Origin of the sequence: Rhodococcus sp. T2V (assembly GCF_029269925.1) — a bacterium.
Taxonomy (GTDB): Bacteria; Actinomycetota; Actinomycetes; order Mycobacteriales; family Mycobacteriaceae; genus Rhodococcus_F; species Rhodococcus_F koreensis.
The window spans coordinates 65,463-81,523 of sequence record NZ_JARJBD010000033.1 but is presented as its reverse complement, the minus strand read 5'-3'; the positions used below and the strand labels follow the sequence as shown (position 1 = coordinate 81,523).

12 protein-coding genes are annotated in these 16,061 nt (G+C 70.4%); 9 read left to right on the top strand and 3 right to left on the bottom strand.

Annotated elements, in window-relative coordinates; genetic code table 11:
- The first annotated feature begins 65 nt into the window (after window positions 1-65).
- Complete coding sequence (locus P3H15_RS26035; RefSeq protein ID WP_276139874.1) at window positions 66-1,460, top strand: NAD(P)/FAD-dependent oxidoreductase; 1,395 nt, start codon at window positions 66-68, stop codon at window positions 1,458-1,460.
- A gap of 78 nt (window positions 1,461-1,538) precedes the next feature.
- Here P3H15_RS26035 and P3H15_RS26030 read toward each other — a convergent pair whose 3' ends face one another.
- Both P3H15_RS26030 and P3H15_RS26025 read right to left on the bottom strand, forming a co-directional pair.
- Window positions 1,539-2,000, bottom strand: a complete 462-nt coding sequence (locus P3H15_RS26030; RefSeq protein ID WP_276139873.1) for a PaaI family thioesterase — start codon at window positions 1,998-2,000, stop codon at window positions 1,539-1,541.
- 250 nt (window positions 2,001-2,250) lie between these two features.
- Window positions 2,251-3,024 (bottom strand): hypothetical protein, encoded by a 774-nt coding sequence (locus P3H15_RS26025; RefSeq protein WP_276139872.1) that lies wholly within the window; start codon window positions 3,022-3,024, stop codon window positions 2,251-2,253.
- Window positions 3,025-3,208: 184 nt separating this feature from the next.
- On the opposite strand from P3H15_RS26025, the gene P3H15_RS26020 reads away from it, so the two are divergent.
- Genes P3H15_RS26020 through P3H15_RS26010 form a run of 3 tightly spaced genes read left to right on the top strand, consistent with a single transcriptional unit; the run spans window position 3,209 to window position 6,611 of the window.
- Entirely contained in the window at window positions 3,209-4,678 is a 1,470-nt protein-coding gene (locus P3H15_RS26020; protein WP_276139871.1) for an iron ABC transporter permease, read from the top strand.
- Window positions 4,675-5,781: an iron chelate uptake ABC transporter family permease subunit gene (locus P3H15_RS26015; protein ID WP_276139870.1), complete on the top strand. Its 1,107-nt coding sequence runs from the start codon at window positions 4,675-4,677 to the stop codon at window positions 5,779-5,781. Before P3H15_RS26020 ends, P3H15_RS26015 begins: the two co-directional genes overlap by 4 nt.
- Window positions 5,778-6,611 (top strand): ABC transporter ATP-binding protein, encoded by an 834-nt coding sequence (locus tag P3H15_RS26010; protein WP_206005001.1) that lies wholly within the window; start codon window positions 5,778-5,780, stop codon window positions 6,609-6,611. The genes P3H15_RS26015 and P3H15_RS26010 overlap by 4 nt, the downstream gene beginning before the upstream one ends.
- Window positions 6,612-6,617: 6 nt before the next feature.
- Here P3H15_RS26010 and P3H15_RS26005 read toward each other — a convergent pair whose 3' ends face one another.
- Window positions 6,618-9,206: a rhomboid family intramembrane serine protease gene (locus tag P3H15_RS26005; protein ID WP_276139869.1), complete on the bottom strand. Its 2,589-nt coding sequence runs from the start codon at window positions 9,204-9,206 to the stop codon at window positions 6,618-6,620.
- 178 nt (window positions 9,207-9,384) lie between these two features.
- Between P3H15_RS26005 and P3H15_RS26000 the strand changes: the two genes are divergently transcribed.
- From P3H15_RS26000 to P3H15_RS25980, 5 genes are all read left to right on the top strand, one after another.
- Window positions 9,385-9,798 (top strand): BlaI/MecI/CopY family transcriptional regulator, encoded by a 414-nt coding sequence (locus P3H15_RS26000; RefSeq protein WP_015890703.1) that lies wholly within the window; start codon window positions 9,385-9,387, stop codon window positions 9,796-9,798.
- Window positions 9,799-9,824: 26 nt separating this feature from the next.
- Window positions 9,825-10,778, top strand: coding sequence for a M56 family metallopeptidase (locus P3H15_RS25995; RefSeq protein WP_276139868.1), 954 nt, complete (start codon window positions 9,825-9,827; stop codon window positions 10,776-10,778).
- 225 nt (window positions 10,779-11,003) lie between these two features.
- Window positions 11,004-12,956 (top strand): DEAD/DEAH box helicase, encoded by a 1,953-nt coding sequence (locus P3H15_RS25990; protein ID WP_276139867.1) that lies wholly within the window; start codon window positions 11,004-11,006, stop codon window positions 12,954-12,956.
- 132 nt (window positions 12,957-13,088) lie between these two features.
- Window positions 13,089-14,540 carry an NADP-dependent phosphogluconate dehydrogenase gene (gndA, locus tag P3H15_RS25985; RefSeq protein WP_276139866.1) on the top strand — a complete coding sequence of 484 codons (1,452 nt, stop codon included), beginning with the start codon at window positions 13,089-13,091 and terminating at the stop codon, window positions 14,538-14,540.
- A gap of 123 nt (window positions 14,541-14,663) precedes the next feature.
- Window positions 14,664-16,061: a DEAD/DEAH box helicase gene (locus P3H15_RS25980; protein ID WP_276139865.1), complete on the top strand. Its 1,398-nt coding sequence runs from the start codon at window positions 14,664-14,666 to the stop codon at window positions 16,059-16,061.

Genomic DNA, 16,061 nt, shown 5'->3' with positions numbered 1-16,061 from the left:
ACTGAGACGCTCGGGGACAAGGCGACTACCGTGACAGGAGTCGCCTATCTTTCGAGGAGCACGGAATGAGTATCCAGTCGGTTGAGTCACGCCGCCATCGCGTCGTGGTCATTGGATCCGGCTTCGGTGGGTTGTTCGGCACACAGGCGCTGAAGAATGCCGATGTCGACATCACCATGATCGCGCGCACCACTCACCACCTGTTCCAGCCGTTGCTGTACCAGGTGGCGACCGGCATTCTCTCCGTCGGCGACATCGCCCCCGCCACCCGGCTCGTGCTGCGGAAGCAGAAGAACACGCAGGTGCTGCTCGGCGATGTCGAAAAGATCGATCTCGAGGCGAAGACGATCACCTCCCGGTTCCTGGACCGGACGACCGTCACCCCGTACGACAGCCTGATCGTCGCCGCCGGCGCGGGACAGTCGTACTTCGGCAACGATCACTTCTCCGAGTTCGCGCCCGGCATGAAGACGATCGACGACGCACTGGAGCTGCGCGGCCGGATCCTCGGTGCGTTCGAGCAGGCCGAGTTGTCGAGCGATCCCGCCGAGCGGGCCCGGCTGCTGACGTTCGTCGTCGTCGGCGCAGGCCCGACCGGTGTCGAGCTCGCCGGCCAGATCGCGGAACTGTCGCGGCGCACCCTGTCGGGGGCGTTCCGCAACATCGACCCCCGCGAGGCCCGGGTGATCCTGCTGGACGGCGCGGACGACGTCCTGCCCGTCTACGGCGGCAAGCTGAGCCGCAAGGCCCGCCAGCAGCTGGAGAAGCTCGGAATCGAGATCCAGCTCGGCGCGATGGTCGTCGACGTCGACGTGGACGGCCTCGTCGTCAAGGACAAGGACGGCACGCAGCGCCGGATCGAGTCGCAGTGCAAGGTGTGGTCGGCCGGTGTGCAGGCGAGCCCGCTGGGGAAGCAGATCGCGGACCAGTCCGACGCCGAGATCGACCGCGCCGGACGCGTCCTGGTCAACCCGGACCTGTCTGTGCCCGGTCACCCCGACGTGTTCGTGATCGGCGACATGATGTCGCTGGACAAGCTGCCGGGTCTGGCGCAGGTCGCGATGCAGGGCGGCAAGTACGCGGCCAAGCAGATCAAGGCGGGGCTGAGCGGGCAGAAGCCGGAGGACCGGCCGCCGTTCAAGTACTTCGACAAGGGCAGCATGGCCACCATCTCGCGGTTCAGCGCGGTGGCGAAGGTCGGCAAGCTCGAGATCAGCGGATTCATCGGCTGGGTGGCGTGGCTGGCGATCCACCTGATGTACCTGGTCGGGTTCCGCAGCCGGCTGTCGACGGTGCTGTCGTGGACGGTGACGTTCCTCGGTCGCGGACGCGCGCAGATGGCGTCCACCGAGCAGTGGGTGTTCGCCCGCAACGCGATGGAGCAGCTGGAGCGGCACGAACGGGAGAAGGAGACCGCGGAGAAGTCGTCCGGCGGCGAGCAGCGCAAGGCCGCCGGGTGACACAGTCATCCACCTGAGCTGACCACGGCGGAGGGGACGGACCATCGGGTCCGTCCCCTCCGCCGTGTCCGGGGTGTGTCAGTTGCCGAGGCGTCCGGTGTCGGTGATGTTCGCGAGCCGGACCTGCCCCTTGGAGACCAGCCGATCCTGTTCGTCGGTGATCCGGACCTCCCACAACTGCTGGGTGCGGCCGCGGTGGACGGGGCTGGCCTCGGCGGTCAGCGTTCCCTCTCGCGTCGCGCGGAGGAAGTCGGTGTTGTTGTTGACGCCGACGACGTGGCCGCGTCCGCCGAGCCAGACCGTGCCCGCCGTGCTGGCGACCGATTCGATGACGGAGCAGTACACGCCGCCGTGCTGGATTCCGGCCGGTTGCTGCAGATCGGGGGTGACCGTCCACCGTGCGCGCACGCGGTCGGGGCCGAGTTCGAGGTATTCGAGTCCGATGAGAGCGTCGAATCCCTTGCCCAGTTGATCGGCCAGCGCGGCGGTGTCGCCGTGCCCGTCGCCGTTCGATGCCTGCTGCTGCCCGGAATCCACCATCGCACTCTCCATCGGATCGCTGTGCGCTCTCGCGGCGCACCCGCACTCCTGCCTACACGACGGGACGACCGGCCGAACAATCAGGTGGGGCAAACGGATCGGCGGGCCTCACGCTTGTTCAGCGTGAGGCCCGCCGTGGGATGGACCTGGGAGTCACTGCAGCCCTCAGGACTCCTGCGCGGTCCGGTAGTTCGGTTCTCGGCGCCGGCGTTTCTGCTCGACGTCTGGCATGAGTATAGGCAAGGCTTCCCTAATTAAGCAAGCGCTTCCGCGCCTGACCCAGCCGACCACAGTGCGGGCGCGTGATCCGGCCCTTCGAGCGGACCGGCACGCCGGCAGCCACGAAGGCGTCCAGGATGCCCTGACCGCGGCGCTGCGCGGCGGCCTCGCCGCCACCGGCGAGGATCGGCACATACGTCGCCGCGCCGAGCACCGACTCCCCCACGAGCCCCCAGAATCGGGACGCATCGATCGGCGTCAGCCGGGCGATCGCGTCGAACACCGCGTGCAGCGACGTGAGACTGCGGTGCACCGTCCAAAGCAGCAGTGCCCGCTCGCACGGCACGGTGACCGTCCGGGGCGTGCCGGCGTAGGGGTCGTCCGGCAGCACGCGCATGGTGTCGTCGGCGACGCCCGCCCAGTCGATCCCCTCGTCACTGTCCATGTGGATCCACAGGTTCTCGAGCCCCGGGTCCCAGGCCCGCCCCTCCAGCACGACGAGGGCGGTGACACGCCCGACCACCGCATGAATGAGCGCCGTGGCCACCTGCATGGCGGCGACGTCCGGATCGGGGACGTCCTCGAGCGAACGCGCCCACATCCGGGGCACCCGGTCGCCGTCGAGGTCGTCGGCGAGCGACCACCACCGGCGTTTACCCTCGTCTGCCATCGTCGCGACCGCGTACATGCGCGGATATTCGGCGTTCAGCGCGCGAAGTCGTGTGCAGGACACGTCCAGTGCGGTCGCGGGGGCGGACAGGGTCGAAGTCACCGTGCACTCCAATCGGTCGGGATGGAACACCACCAAACATAGGTGAGCCTAACCAAATATCAAGACTTGACATCATGTGATGTGGGGCACCCCCGCGAACCGCGTCCCACGGGACGCCCCGCCGGATGTGGCATCGGGGATAGGGTTCCGTAACCTAAGTAGTTGAATCAGTGCAGATCCCGTGCACAGGCACACACGTCAGGAGCTTCCCCCGCCAGTGACGACGACGAGACAGTTCGGCGGCGACATCCCGCACCTGCCGACCGACGAGCCCTACGGAAAGCGCGACGTTCCGCGCGGTCCCGCCCCGCTGTACCTCCGGGCACTCGCGGGACTGATCGACATCGGGATAGTGGCCATCCCGCTCGTTCTCGGGTGGTACATCGTCGACTCCCTCCGCGACGACAACGGCGGCGGGGAGGCCGACCGCGTCGTGTTCGGCGGCGCCGCCGTCGCGATCGCGCTGGGACTCGCCCTGTGGAACCGCGGATTCCGCGAAGGCAACACCGGGCAGAGTTCGGGCAAAGGGTGGGTCGGCCTCGTCACCCGCGACACCCACACCGGCGATGCGATCGGCCCGAAACGGTCGCTGCAGCGGGCGTTCCGGCGCACCGGCACCGAGGTCGTCCGGGAAAGCACCGCCACCGACGAGGGATTCGCCGTCCGCGAGAGGGACGTCAGCGTCGCCGCGATCCGCCGCCGCCGGCTGATCGGGCTGGGCGTCCTCGTGATCCTGCTCGGACTGGTGCTGCTCGCCAGCGTCGCGGTCGGGGCGCGGCCGCTGTCGTTCGCGGAGATCTTCCACGCACTGTTCGATCCGGACGGCTCGCAGACCGACATCATCGTGCGGACGCTCCGCGGCCCGCGCACCGTGCTCGGCCTCGTCGTCGGAGTGGCGCTCGGTGTGGCGGGCGCCCTCATCCAGGGGCACACCCGCAACCCGCTCGCCGACGCCGGCCTCCTCGGCCTCAACGCCGGCGCCGCGTTCCTCGTCGTGCTGTCGATGTACCTGTTCGGCTTCAGCGCGCCCAGCGAATACCTGTGGTTCGCGTTCGCCGGATCCTTCGCGGCGAGTGTGATCGTGTTCGGGCTCTCGTCGATCGGCAACGGGGCGGCGAGCCCACTGAGCCTGGCGCTGGCCGGCGCCGCCGTCGCGTTCTTCCTGCAGGCGATGACCAACGCGATCATCATCGTCGACCAGTCCAGCCTCGACTCCTACCGGTTCTGGGTGGTCGGGTCGGTGGCCGGCCGCGGCTTCGACGTGCTGTGGCAGGTGCTGCCGTTCCTGGTCCTCGGGCTGATCCTCGCCCTCGTCAGCACGCCGGGCCTCAACGTCCTCAGCCTCGGCGAGGACGTGGCCCGGTCGCTGGGCACCAACATCGCGGCCAGCCGCGCGCTCGGCATCGTCGCGATCACCCTCCTCACCGGTGCGGCCACCGCGGCGTGCGGTCCGATCGCGTTCATCGGTCTCGTCGTCCCCCACGTCGCGCGGGCCATCACCGGCCCCGACTACCGGTGGCTGGTCCCCTACGCCGGGCTCCTCGGCGGCGTGATGCTCGTGACCGCCGACGTCATCGGCCGGGTCGTGGTCCGGCCGGGTGAGTTGCAGGTGGGAATCGTGCTCGCCGTGTTCGGGGCACCGTTCTTCATCGCGTTGGTTCGGCGCAGAAAGTTGGCAAGCCTGTGAGCACTCGAGACGACGTGCGCCCCGACGTCGGCGCCGCGCCCGCGGCCCGGGTACCGGCCCGCCCCGCGTTCCGCCTCGGACCGATCTCCCTGGTCCTGCGCCCCCTCGGCATCGCCGTCAACGTCGCGCTGCTGGCGGCCCTGTTCCTGGTGCTGTGCCTCAACATCGGCCGCGGCGACTACCCGCTGTCGATCCCCGAGGTCACGCGGGTGCTGTTCGGCGGCGGCACGAAGGCCCAGAACTTCATCGTCATGGACCTCCGCCTGCCGCGGTCGCTGACCGGGGTGTTCATCGGCATGGCCCTCGGCCTGGCAGGCGCCATCACCCAGTCGATCGCCCGCAACGCCCTCGCCAGCCCCGACATCCTCGGCATCACGTCCGGTGCCAGCGCCGCCGCGGTCGCGCTGATCGTCCTCGGCGGCGGCGGCAGCTTCGTCGGCATCCTCGCCACCCTGGGGATCCCGCTGGCCGCCCTGGTCGGCGGACTCCTCACCGCCCTGGTCATCTATCTGCTCGCGTGGCGCGGCGGGGTGGAGGGGTACCGGCTGATCCTCATCGGGATCGGTGTCAACGCCATGCTCATCGCGGTCACCGGGTGGCTGCTGATCTCGGCGGACATCAACGACGCGTCGCGGGCCCAGGTGTGGCTCAACGGGTCCCTCAACGGCGCCTCCTGGAGTCAGGTGTGGCCCGTCACGATCGCCGTCGTCCTCGTCGGCGGCTACGCGGTGATCTCCTCGTTCACGATGGGCGCGCTGCGTCTCGGCGACGACAACGCCGTGTCGCTGGGGGTGCGGCTGCAGTGGTCGCAGGCCCGGCTGCTGCTCATGTCCGTCGCCCTCGCCGGCATCGCCACCGCCGCGGCAGGCCCGGTCGGGTTCGTCGCGCTCGCCGCGCCGCAGGTGGCGCTGCGGCTGGTACGGTCCGCCGGTCCGCCGCTCATCGCGTCGGCGCTGACCGGCGCCGTGCTCGTGGTGGGCAGCGACGTCGTCGCCCGCACCATCCTGCCCGTCGAACTGCCCGTGGGTATCGTCACCTCGGCACTCGGTGGCCCATTCCTGCTGTATCTGCTGGTTCGCAACAATCGGAAGGTCTCGGCATGACCGTGCAGACTGACTCTCGACTGATCGCCGACAACCTGAGCCTCGGGTACGGCGACAGGGTCATCGTCGACCACCTGAACCTCGAGGTGCGGACCGGGGTGATCACCACCGTGATCGGGCCGAACGGCTGCGGCAAGTCCACCCTGTTGCGCGCGCTGGGGCGACTCTTGAAGCCGCGCAACGGTTCCGTGCTGCTGGACGGCAAGGCCATCGGGTCGATGCGCACCAAGGACGTCGCCCGCACCCTCGGCATGCTCCCGCAGGCGCCGGTGGCCCCCGAGGGGCTCACCGTCGCCGACCTGGTGGCCCGCGGCAGGCACCCGCACCAGTCGTGGCTGCGGCAGTGGTCGTCCGACGACGAGGGCGAGGTCGCCGAGGCGCTCGCCCTGACCGGGGTGTCCGACCTCGCGGACCGCCCCGTCGACCAGCTGTCCGGTGGTCAGCGTCAGCGGGCGTGGATCTCGATGGCCCTCGCGCAGGGAACCGACATCCTGCTGCTCGACGAGCCCACCACCTACCTGGACCTGGCGCATTCCGTCGAGGTCCTCGACCTGGTGGACCGGATGCACGAGGAACTGGGCCGCACGGTGGTGATGGTGCTGCACGACCTGAACCTCGCGATCCGCTACAGCGACCAGCTGATCGTCATGCGGGACGGCACCATCGTCGCGTCCGGCGCACCGAAGGACATCATCTCCGCCGAACTGCTGCTCGAGGTGTTCGGTCTCGAGGCCGCGGTCATCGCCGACCCGGTGTCCGACCGCCCGCTGGTGGTGCCGATCGGCACCCGCCACGTGTACGGCGCGATCGGCGGACCGGACGCGAAGTAGCGGCGGTCAGCGCCGCCCGCCGATCATCGTCCGCACCAGCCGGTAACTCTGCCCCAGCGACACCGTCGGCAGGTACGCCCTGCCGACGGCGTTGCCGATGCTGGGGAGGGCGGCCGGGTCGGCGAACGTCATGTGCATGGCCACGTACCGGGGCTGGAACTTCGACTTGAACGCCAGCAGCGAACGGAACCCGTACACCGGTTCCAGGGTGCGGCCGAGCAGATCGAGCACGCTGTCCATCACCGCCGACAGGCTCGACGACTCCGACCGTTCCCGCTCGTCGGCGTCGCCGTCCGGTTGCTCGACCTTCGCGAGCGGGGCGCCGGACAGGCTCAGGAACTGGGCCCCCTCCTCCTCCAGTTTCAGTGCCGCGGACGCGATGAGGAACTCCATCGCCGGCCGGAACCCTTCCGCCCGCCGCCGCATGAAGTCGAGGGTCCAGCCGACCACCCGTCCGTCCTGGTACACCGGAAGCCAGGACGTGATGCCGTGGACGGTGCGGTCCTCGTCGACGGCGATGAGGCAGCGGACCTCCGGGTCGTCGACCTCGTCGAGTCCGCCGAGTGTGAAACCCATTTCGGGCATGCCCTTGTCGGCCACCCATTCCTCGGAGATCGCGGTGATCTGATCGGTGATCGCCCGGGGGGCGCTGGGGAAGCTGACCCATTCGGCGGTGATCCCCGATTTCTTCGCCTTGTTCAGGGCGGTGCGGACGTCCTGGAACCGTTTGCCGGTGAACGCGATCTGCCCCAGATCCAGCACCGTCTCCTCCGCGACCTGGATGCCGCTCCAGCCGAGGGCGTCGGTGATGTCGCGGACCTCACCGGTCACCGAGTAGAAGCACGGAATCCAGCCGTTGGCGGCGGCGAACTCGGCGAAGTGTTCGACGGTGTCCCGCAACCGGTCCGGTGGGCCGACCGGGTCGCCGGTGGTCAGGGCGACACCGGCGATGACCCGGTACGCGACGTAGCTGGTGCCGTCGGCGGAGAACCAGTAGTTGTTGCCGCGCCACGTCGTCATCCAGGACAGCGGGCTCCCGCTCCCCGACTTCAGGAGGGCCCGGGCGCGTTCGGTGGACTTCGAGTCCGAGCCGATGGCGGGGCTGAGGAACGTCGCGGCGACCAGCGCGCAGAGGGCGACCCAGAACACCACCCCCGTCCACTCGTACAGCAGCGTCGCGGGGATGCTCTCCGGCAGCAGCCGCGGGTCGAGCCATTGCAGGTACACGGGCGGGATCAGCCGCTCCGGGAAGTCGGCCAGCAGCGTCGTCGTTCCCGGCCGGGGGTCGAACCCGTGCCGCGCCCACAATCCGCCCAGGACGTAGAGGACGGCGAGACCGGCGACGAGCGCCACCAGGATGCCCGCCAGCCGCCGATACGTCCCGGCCGGGGCGGAGACGTCGAAGAACCGCCGGGTCGCGAGCAGCACGATCAGGATCGCCAGCGGGGTCAGGAACGGCACCAGCGTCCGGTACAGGTTCGGGTCGGCGAGACCGTAGAACAGGGAGTCCTCGTCGAGGGAGTCGACGAACCGGACCGCGAAGTTCAGCAGCGACAGCACCAGCAGGACGACCTGGGCGACCACCGACGCCACCCACGCGAAGCGACGACCCCGTCGGAGGCCGTCGCTGAGGGTGAGCAGGAACAGGGACGGCATCAGACTCAGCAGGGTCGGCCCGACCCCGGACAGGCGCAGTTCGAGCAGCCCGCGCCGGCATTCGGGGTCCGCCGCCGACACCTCGCACAGGTCGCGGACCTCGCCGGCCGTGTACGGCACGCCGCGGAACAGGTCGCGCAGCACGGCGAGCGGCCCGACCGCCTCCGCGGACAGCGCGGCGATCATCGGACCGATCGCGCTGGCCGCCACCACGATCGCGACGAGCACCCGGCCCTCCCGCTGGGTGCCCGCGATCCGCTCGCCGCGGGCGGAGCGGCCGACGATCCAGCGGCCGATCACCAGCCCCACCACGGCCGCGGCCAGCCGGACCACGTCCTGCAGCGACCCGCTGAACAGCGCCAGGGTGATCGTGAACGCGAGGACTCCGACACGGATCCGCCGCCGCCACAGCGTGCCCATGTTGGAACTGGCCACCATCGCGGCGCCGACGATCCAGGTGCTCGGGCCGACTGCCATCCCCACGTGCAGCCGGAAACCCCAGTTCGCGTCGACGACCTTCGCGACCGCGGCCACCGACAGCGCCAGCAAGCCGCCGAGCACCTGGGTGGCGACCGCGGCCAGGGTGAACCGCGCCGACCCCATCCGGCGTTCCAACGGCGCGGCCACCACCAGGAGCAGCACGGTCGTCGACAGGTACGCGAGGACGTCGTCGCCCCACAGCCCGGCGGTGAGCAGCGTCCACACCCAGCCGTTCTGGAACGCCCGGATCCCGATCGCGACGTGCTGGGACAGGTCGTGGGAGGGCCCGCTGATCACGCTGGACGTGGCGATCGCCAGGATCCAGATCGCAACCAGCAGCGAGATGCTGACCGGCGCGCCCCGCACCCCGCCCCAGACCCGTTCCGCGGCCCGCCCCGTCCGACCCTTGACCCTCGCTGCCGTACCGTGTCCGGTTGCCGCGCTGTCGTCGGTCTTCATCCGCCAGGTCCCCACTCTCTCCGCGATGTCGAGAACGAAAGCTTGCCCGGCGGGTCGGCCGCTAGCCAACCCGACCGTAATCCACCCGTTCGGACTATGGCCAATACCACACGCAGTGACGCAGTTTTACTACTACCAGTAGTACGTATCTGCGTCGTCGTATCCGTAGAATCGGTTTATGGCTGGACTCGGCGAACTCGAACGCGCAGTGATGGATCACCTGTGGTCCACTTCGGAACCGCAGACGGTACGGCAGGTGCACGAGGCACTGGCGGCACGCCGTGAACTCGCGTACACCACTGTCATGACAGTGCTTCAGCGGCTGGCGAAGAAGCACCTCGTCATCCAGCAGCGCGACGACCGCGCCCACCGGTACCTGCCGGTACACCAGCGAGAGGAACTCGTCGCGAGCCTCATGGTGGACGCCCTGCAGCAGGCCGACAAGTCCGGCAGCCGCGCCGCCGCACTCGTGCACTTCGTCGGCCAGGTCGGCGCCGACGAGGCCGACGCGCTCCGCGAGGCCCTCGCCGCGCTCGAGGCCAAGGAACGGACCACCGGAGACAATCAGTCGGGAACCGTTCGCGCCGGCTGACGTTCGTCATGCATGATGAGTAGGACATGGACGCCACCACCGCGCTGGTATTCGGAGTACTCGCACTTCTTCTCGCAGGGCCTGTCCCTGCGCTGCTGAGTCGAGCCCGATGGCCACATCACGCCCCCCGAGCAGCACTCGTGCTGTGGCAGGCAATCGCCCTCGCCGCGGTCCTGTCCGCGTTCAGTTCGGGACTCGCGATCGCCAGCCAGCTCCTCGTTCCCGGACCGGACGGCCGCCCCACCACCGCACCGGTCGCCGAGATCGACGCACTCGGCCTGCCGCTGTGGCTGCTGTACGTGGTGGTGTTCGCGCTGACCCTCCTCGTCGGGGCCAAACTGATCTTCGCGATCGTGCAGGTCGGTGTCCGCACCCGGCGTCGGCGCGCCCGGCACCGCATGCTCGTCGATCTCCTCGACCGCTGCGACTCGTCGTCCCCGCTCGCCCGCACCCCCGACCTGCGGGTCCTCGACGTCACCGAGCCCATCGCCTACTGCCTGCCCGGGCTGCGGCAGCGGGTGGTGCTGAGCCAGGGCACGTTCACCAACCTCGACGACGCGGAGATCACCGCGATCCTCACCCACGAGCGGTCCCACCTGCGGGCCCGGCACGACCTCGTCCTCGAGGCCTTCACCGCCGTCAACGCCGCCTTCCCCACCGTGGTGCGCAGCAAGTCCGCGCTGGGATCGGTGCAGCTGCTGGTGGAGATGCTCGCCGACGACTCCGCCGTCCGCGCCACCGGGCCGACCGCACTGGCTCGTGCACTCGTCGCCTGCTCGGGGTCGATCGCCCCGAAGGGCGCCATGGCCGCCGGCGGTCCCAGCACCCTGCTGCGGGTGCAGCGCCTGGCGTCCACGGAACAGGGCACCCGGGTCGCGCTCGCCGCCTACGCGGCGTCCGTGGCCATCCTCGTGGTGCCGACCATCGCCGTCGCCGTCCCCTGGCTCACCGAACTGAGTCGGTTGTTCAGCGCCGTATAGTCGCCCACCTCACAGTCCGCCGGGTTCGATAACCGAGTGCCCCGTCGCGTACACTGGTCGGCGGTCGCCACTGCGGCCCATCAACACTGAAACGGCACACAGCCCAATTCCCCGCACTTCCGCGAATGGATTGACCAGGTGACATGTGCCCTGGCTCGTCCCTTTGTGCGTGCTGCATGACAGCCCCCGCTCCGCGACGCGCCCTATGCCCGGAGAGGTATTTGCGTGACCAACGCTGTCCAGACGACGTCTGCCCCACTTGAGCAGACCGAGACCGAAACCCCTGATCAGAACGCCACCGAGGCCGACACGGCCACCGTGACGTTCGCCGAGATCGGCCTGCCCGCACCCCTGGTGCAGGCCCTCGCCCGCAACTCCATCACCGTCCCGTCGCCGATCCAGGCGCTGTCCGTCCCGGACGCGCTGGCCGGCACCAACGTCCTCGGCCGCGCACAGACCGGTTCCGGCAAGACCCTCGCGTTCGGCCTGCCGATGCTCGCCCGGCTCGCCCGCCACGAGGACCGGCCCGCCGCCAAGCGGCCCCGCGCACTGGTGCTCGTCCCCACCCGGGAACTCGCATTCCAGGTGGTCGACTCCCTCAACTCGTACGCCGGCGCAATGGGACTGACCGTCCGCCCCGCCGTCGGCGGCACCCCGTTCACCAAACAGGTCGACCAGCTGCGCCGCGGCGTCGACATCCTCGTCGCCACCCCCGGCCGACTCGGCGACCACCTCCGTCAGGGCACCTGCATCCTCGATTCCGTCGAGATCACCGCCCTCGACGAGGCCGACCAGATGGCCGACATGGGCTTCCTGCCCGAGGTCCGGTCCATCCTCGGCGAGACCCCGGCCGACGGCCAGCGGCTCCTGTTCTCCGCCACCCTCGACCGTGAGGTGCAGTCGCTGGTCCGCCAGTTCCTGCCCGACCACGTGCAGCACTCCACCGAGGACGGTCGCGCCAGCGTCGACACGATGGAGCACTACGTGCTGCTCGTCGACCGCGGCCAGAAGGACAACGTTCTCGCCGAAATCGGTGCCCGCGAAGGCCGCACGATCATGTTCGCCCGCACGAAGCTCGGCTGCGAGGGCATCACCGACCGGCTCCGCGCGGTGGGCATCGCCGCCGAGGCCCTGCACGGCGGCAAGGCGCAGAACCAGCGCACCCGGGTCCTCGAACGCTTCAAGAACGGCCGCACCCCGGTGCTCGTCGCCACCGACGTCGCCGCCCGCGGCATCCACGTCGACGGCATCGACCTGGTCGTGCACGTCGATCCGCCCGCCGACCACAAGGACTACCTGCACCGCGCAGGCCGGACCGCCCGCGCAGGCGAGAAGGGCACCGTCGTCGCGATCGTGCTCCCCAACCAGAAGCGCACCTTCCGCCGCCTGACCGGCATGGCGGGCGTCGACGCCACCGCCGTGCCCGTCACCCCCGGCTCGGAGAAGCTGGCCAGCATCACCGGCGCCAAGGCGCCCAGCGGAGAACCGGTGCGCGACACCTACTCCCGCGGCGAGCGCGGCGGCGACCGCAAGTTCGGTGACCGCGGACCCCGCCGCGAAGGCGGGTACGCCGGACGCGACGGCGGCGGGTACCGCGGCAACCGCGGCTTCGACGGTCGCGGCTCCTCCGACCGGGGCGGCCCGCGCCGCGACGCCGGTGAGCGCAGCTACGGTGACCGCCCGTCGGGTGGTCGCAGCTTCGAGGGCCGCGGCAACGAGGGCCGGAGTTACGAGGGGCGGGGTTACGAAGGGCGCGGCCCGCGCCGCGACCAGACCGACAACCGGTCCGGCGGCTACCGGGGCGACCGGGGCGACCGCCCCCAGCGTGACGGCGACAACCGCGGTGGGTACCGCGGTGACCGCGACAACCGGACGTTCTCCGATCGGGCTCCGCGCCGAGACTTCGGAGACAGCGCACCCCGGCGCGACTACGGGGACCGCGGCGACAGCCACCGCGGTTCCGGCGAGCGCAGCTTCGACCGCAGCGCACCGCGCCGCGACTTCGGCGACAATCGCGGCGCCGCAGGCGGGTTCCGCCGCGACGACCGCCGGGACGATCGCCGCCCCGCAGCCACGTCGGAGCGGCGTCCCGCGTCGACCGGCGGCGGGTTCCGCAGCCGCACCGACCGTCGCTCCTACGACGGCTTCGACGGCCCGCGCCGTGAGCGCCGCAGCTGATCGAACGATGCCGTGACACGAAGGCCGGCCGTCGCATGTGCGACGGCCGGCCTTCGTGTGTTTGGCTTAGCCGGTCGAGCTTTTCGTAGCCGCCGATTTCACTACCGCCGAGCGAGAGGGAATGCTGTATCCATGACTATCGACAACACTGAGGGTGCCCGCGCGCAGATCGGCGTCACGGGACTGGCCGTCATGGGCTCGAACATCGCCCGCAACTTCGCCCGGCACGGTCACACGGTCGCGCTGCACAACCGCAGCATCGCCAAGACCGACGCCCTCATCGAGGAGCACGGCAGCGAAGGCGACTTCGTCCGCACGGAGACGATCGAGGAGTTCGTGGCAGCGCTGCAGAAGCCGCGCCGCGTGCTGATCATGGTCAAGGCCGGCGACCCCACCGACGCCGTCATCGAGGAACTCGCCTCGGCGATGGAGCCCGGTGACATCATCATCGACGGCGGCAACGCACTGTACACGGACACGATCCGGCGCGAGGCTTCGCTCCGGGACCGTGGCCTGCACTTCGTCGGTGCCGGCATCTCCGGCGGCGAGGAGGGCGCGCTGAACGGCCCGTCGATCATGCCGGGCGGACCGAAGGAGTCCTACCAGGCCCTGGGCCCGCTGCTCGAGTCGATCGCCGCGCAGGTCGACGGCACCCCCTGCTGCACGCACATCGGCCCCGACGGGTCCGGGCACTTCGTGAAGATGGTCCACAACGGCATCGAGTACGCCGACATGCAGCTGATCGGCGAGGCGTACAACCTGTTCCGCGACGCCCTCGGCTACGACGCCGACCAGGTCGCCGACGTGTTCACCGAGTGGAACGCGGGCGACCTCGAGAGCTACCTCGTCGAGATCACCGCCGAGGTGCTGCGGCAGAAGGACGCGAAGACGGGTAAGGCCCTCGTCGACGTGATCGTCGACGCCGCCGAGCAGAAGGGCACCGGCCGCTGGACCGTCAAGTCCGCCCTCGACCTCGGTGTCCCGGTCACCGGCATCGCCGAGGCCGTGTTCGCCCGCGCCCTGTCCGGTGCCCGCGAGCAGCGCAAGGCCGCGGTCGGTCTCGCGTCCGGTCAGCTGGCCGACAAGCCCGCCGACGCCGCCCAGTTCACCGAGGACATCCGGCAGGCCCTGTACGCGTCGAAGGTCGTGGCGTACGCGCAGGGGTTCGACCAGATCGCTGCGGGCAGCGCCGAATACGACTGGGACCTGCACCCCGCCGACCTCGCGACCATCTGGCGTGGCGGCTGCATCATCCGCGCCCGGTTCCTCAACCGCATCAAGGACGCGTACGACGAGAACCCGAAGCTGCCGAGCCTGATCCTCGCCCCGTACTTCCGGGATGCCATCGAGACGGCCATCGACAGCTGGCGCCGCGTGGTGTCCACCGCCACCCTGCTGGGGATCCCGGTGCCGGCGTTCGCGTCCTCGCTGTCCTACTACGACGCCCTGCGCGCCGAGCGGCTGCCCGCCGCCCTGACGCAGGGGCAGCGGGACTTCTTCGGCGCCCACACCTACGAGCGGGTCGACGCCGAGGGCAAGTTCCACACCCTCTGGAGCGGTGACCGCAGCGAAGTGCAGGCCTGACCCTCCCCGATCGACCGTCCCCGGCCGTGGCATACCGCAGGTGTGTCACGGCCGGGCCGCGCCGTGGCCTGCCCAAGGCCGGGCCATCGAATACCCCACCGCGGAGGCGGTAGCCTTCTGGATATGCCCGACGACGAGTCCGCCTCGCCCGCACCGGTGGGTGAGACGTTCCTCGCGCTCGGTCTCCCCGCGGTGATGACCCACGCCCTCGACCGCGGCGGCATCGCCGCGCCGTTCCCGATCCAGGCGGCCACCATTCCCGACGTCCTCACGGGCCGGGACGTGCTGGGCCGGGCACCGACCGGGTCGGGGAAGACCCTCGCGTTCGGGTTGCCGATGCTCGTGCGGCTCAAGGGCGCAGCCAGCAGGCGCGGGTACCCGCGCGGCGTCGTGCTGGTGCCCACCCGCGAACTGGCTGTGCAGATCGAACGCGCATTGGACGAGCCGGCCCTGTCGGTGGGGTTGCGGGTGGCGAACGTCGTCGGCGGGGTTCCGATCAAACGGCAGGTCGAGACGCTGTCGCGGGGTGTCGACCTGCTGATCGCGACGCCGGGGCGCCTCGCCGACCACCTGGCGCAGGGCTCGGTGTCCCTCGACGACGTGACGGTGCTGGCCCTCGACGAGGCCGACCACATGGCCGACCTGGGGTTCCTGCCGCAGGTCACGGCGATCCTCGACAAGACGCCGGCCGGGGGTCAGCGGCTGCTGTTCTCGGCGACCCTCGACGGGGAGGTCGACACCCTCGTGCGCCGGTACCTGCACGACCCGGTGACACATTCGACGGCGCCGGCCGCGGCGGCGGTGCCGACGATGCGGCACCACCTGCTGTACGTCGACCGGCAGGACAAGTATTCCGTTGTGGCACATATCGGTTCACGATCCGGCCGGACGTTGATGTTCGTGCGCACCAAGTACGGGGTGGACCGGGTGGCGCAGGAACTGCACGCCGCCGGCGTCGCGGCGGGGGCTCTGCACGGCGGCAAGGCGCAGAACAACCGCACCCGCACCCTGGAGTCGTTCGCCGACGGCACCACCCCGGTCCTGGTGGCCACCGACGTGGCGGCCCGCGGCATCCACGTGGACGGCATCACGCTCGTCGTCCACGTCGATCCGCCCACCGAGGCCAAGGACTACCTGCACCGGGCGGGGCGCACCGCCCGCGCGGGCGAGTCCGGGGTGGTGGTCACCCTCGTCACCGAGGACGAGCGGGACGCGGTCGAGAAGCTGACCCGCAAGGCCGGTCTCGACGTCACCGGCACCCCGGTGCGGCCGGGTGACCGGGTGCTGGCCGAGCTCACCGGCGCGCGCCGCCCCACCGGGAAGGCGGTCCCCGCCCCGGACACCCGGGCGCCGGCGCAGGACACCCCGAAGAAGGGCAGGCAGGCGCACGACCCCGCGGGTCGCGCCGCCCGCCGCGGCAGGCCCGGCGACGGCGGAGCGGCCCGGTCGGGTGCGCGCCGCGGCCGGAAACCCGGACCTGCGTCAACTCCCCACGGACACCGCAACCGCGGGGCACACTGA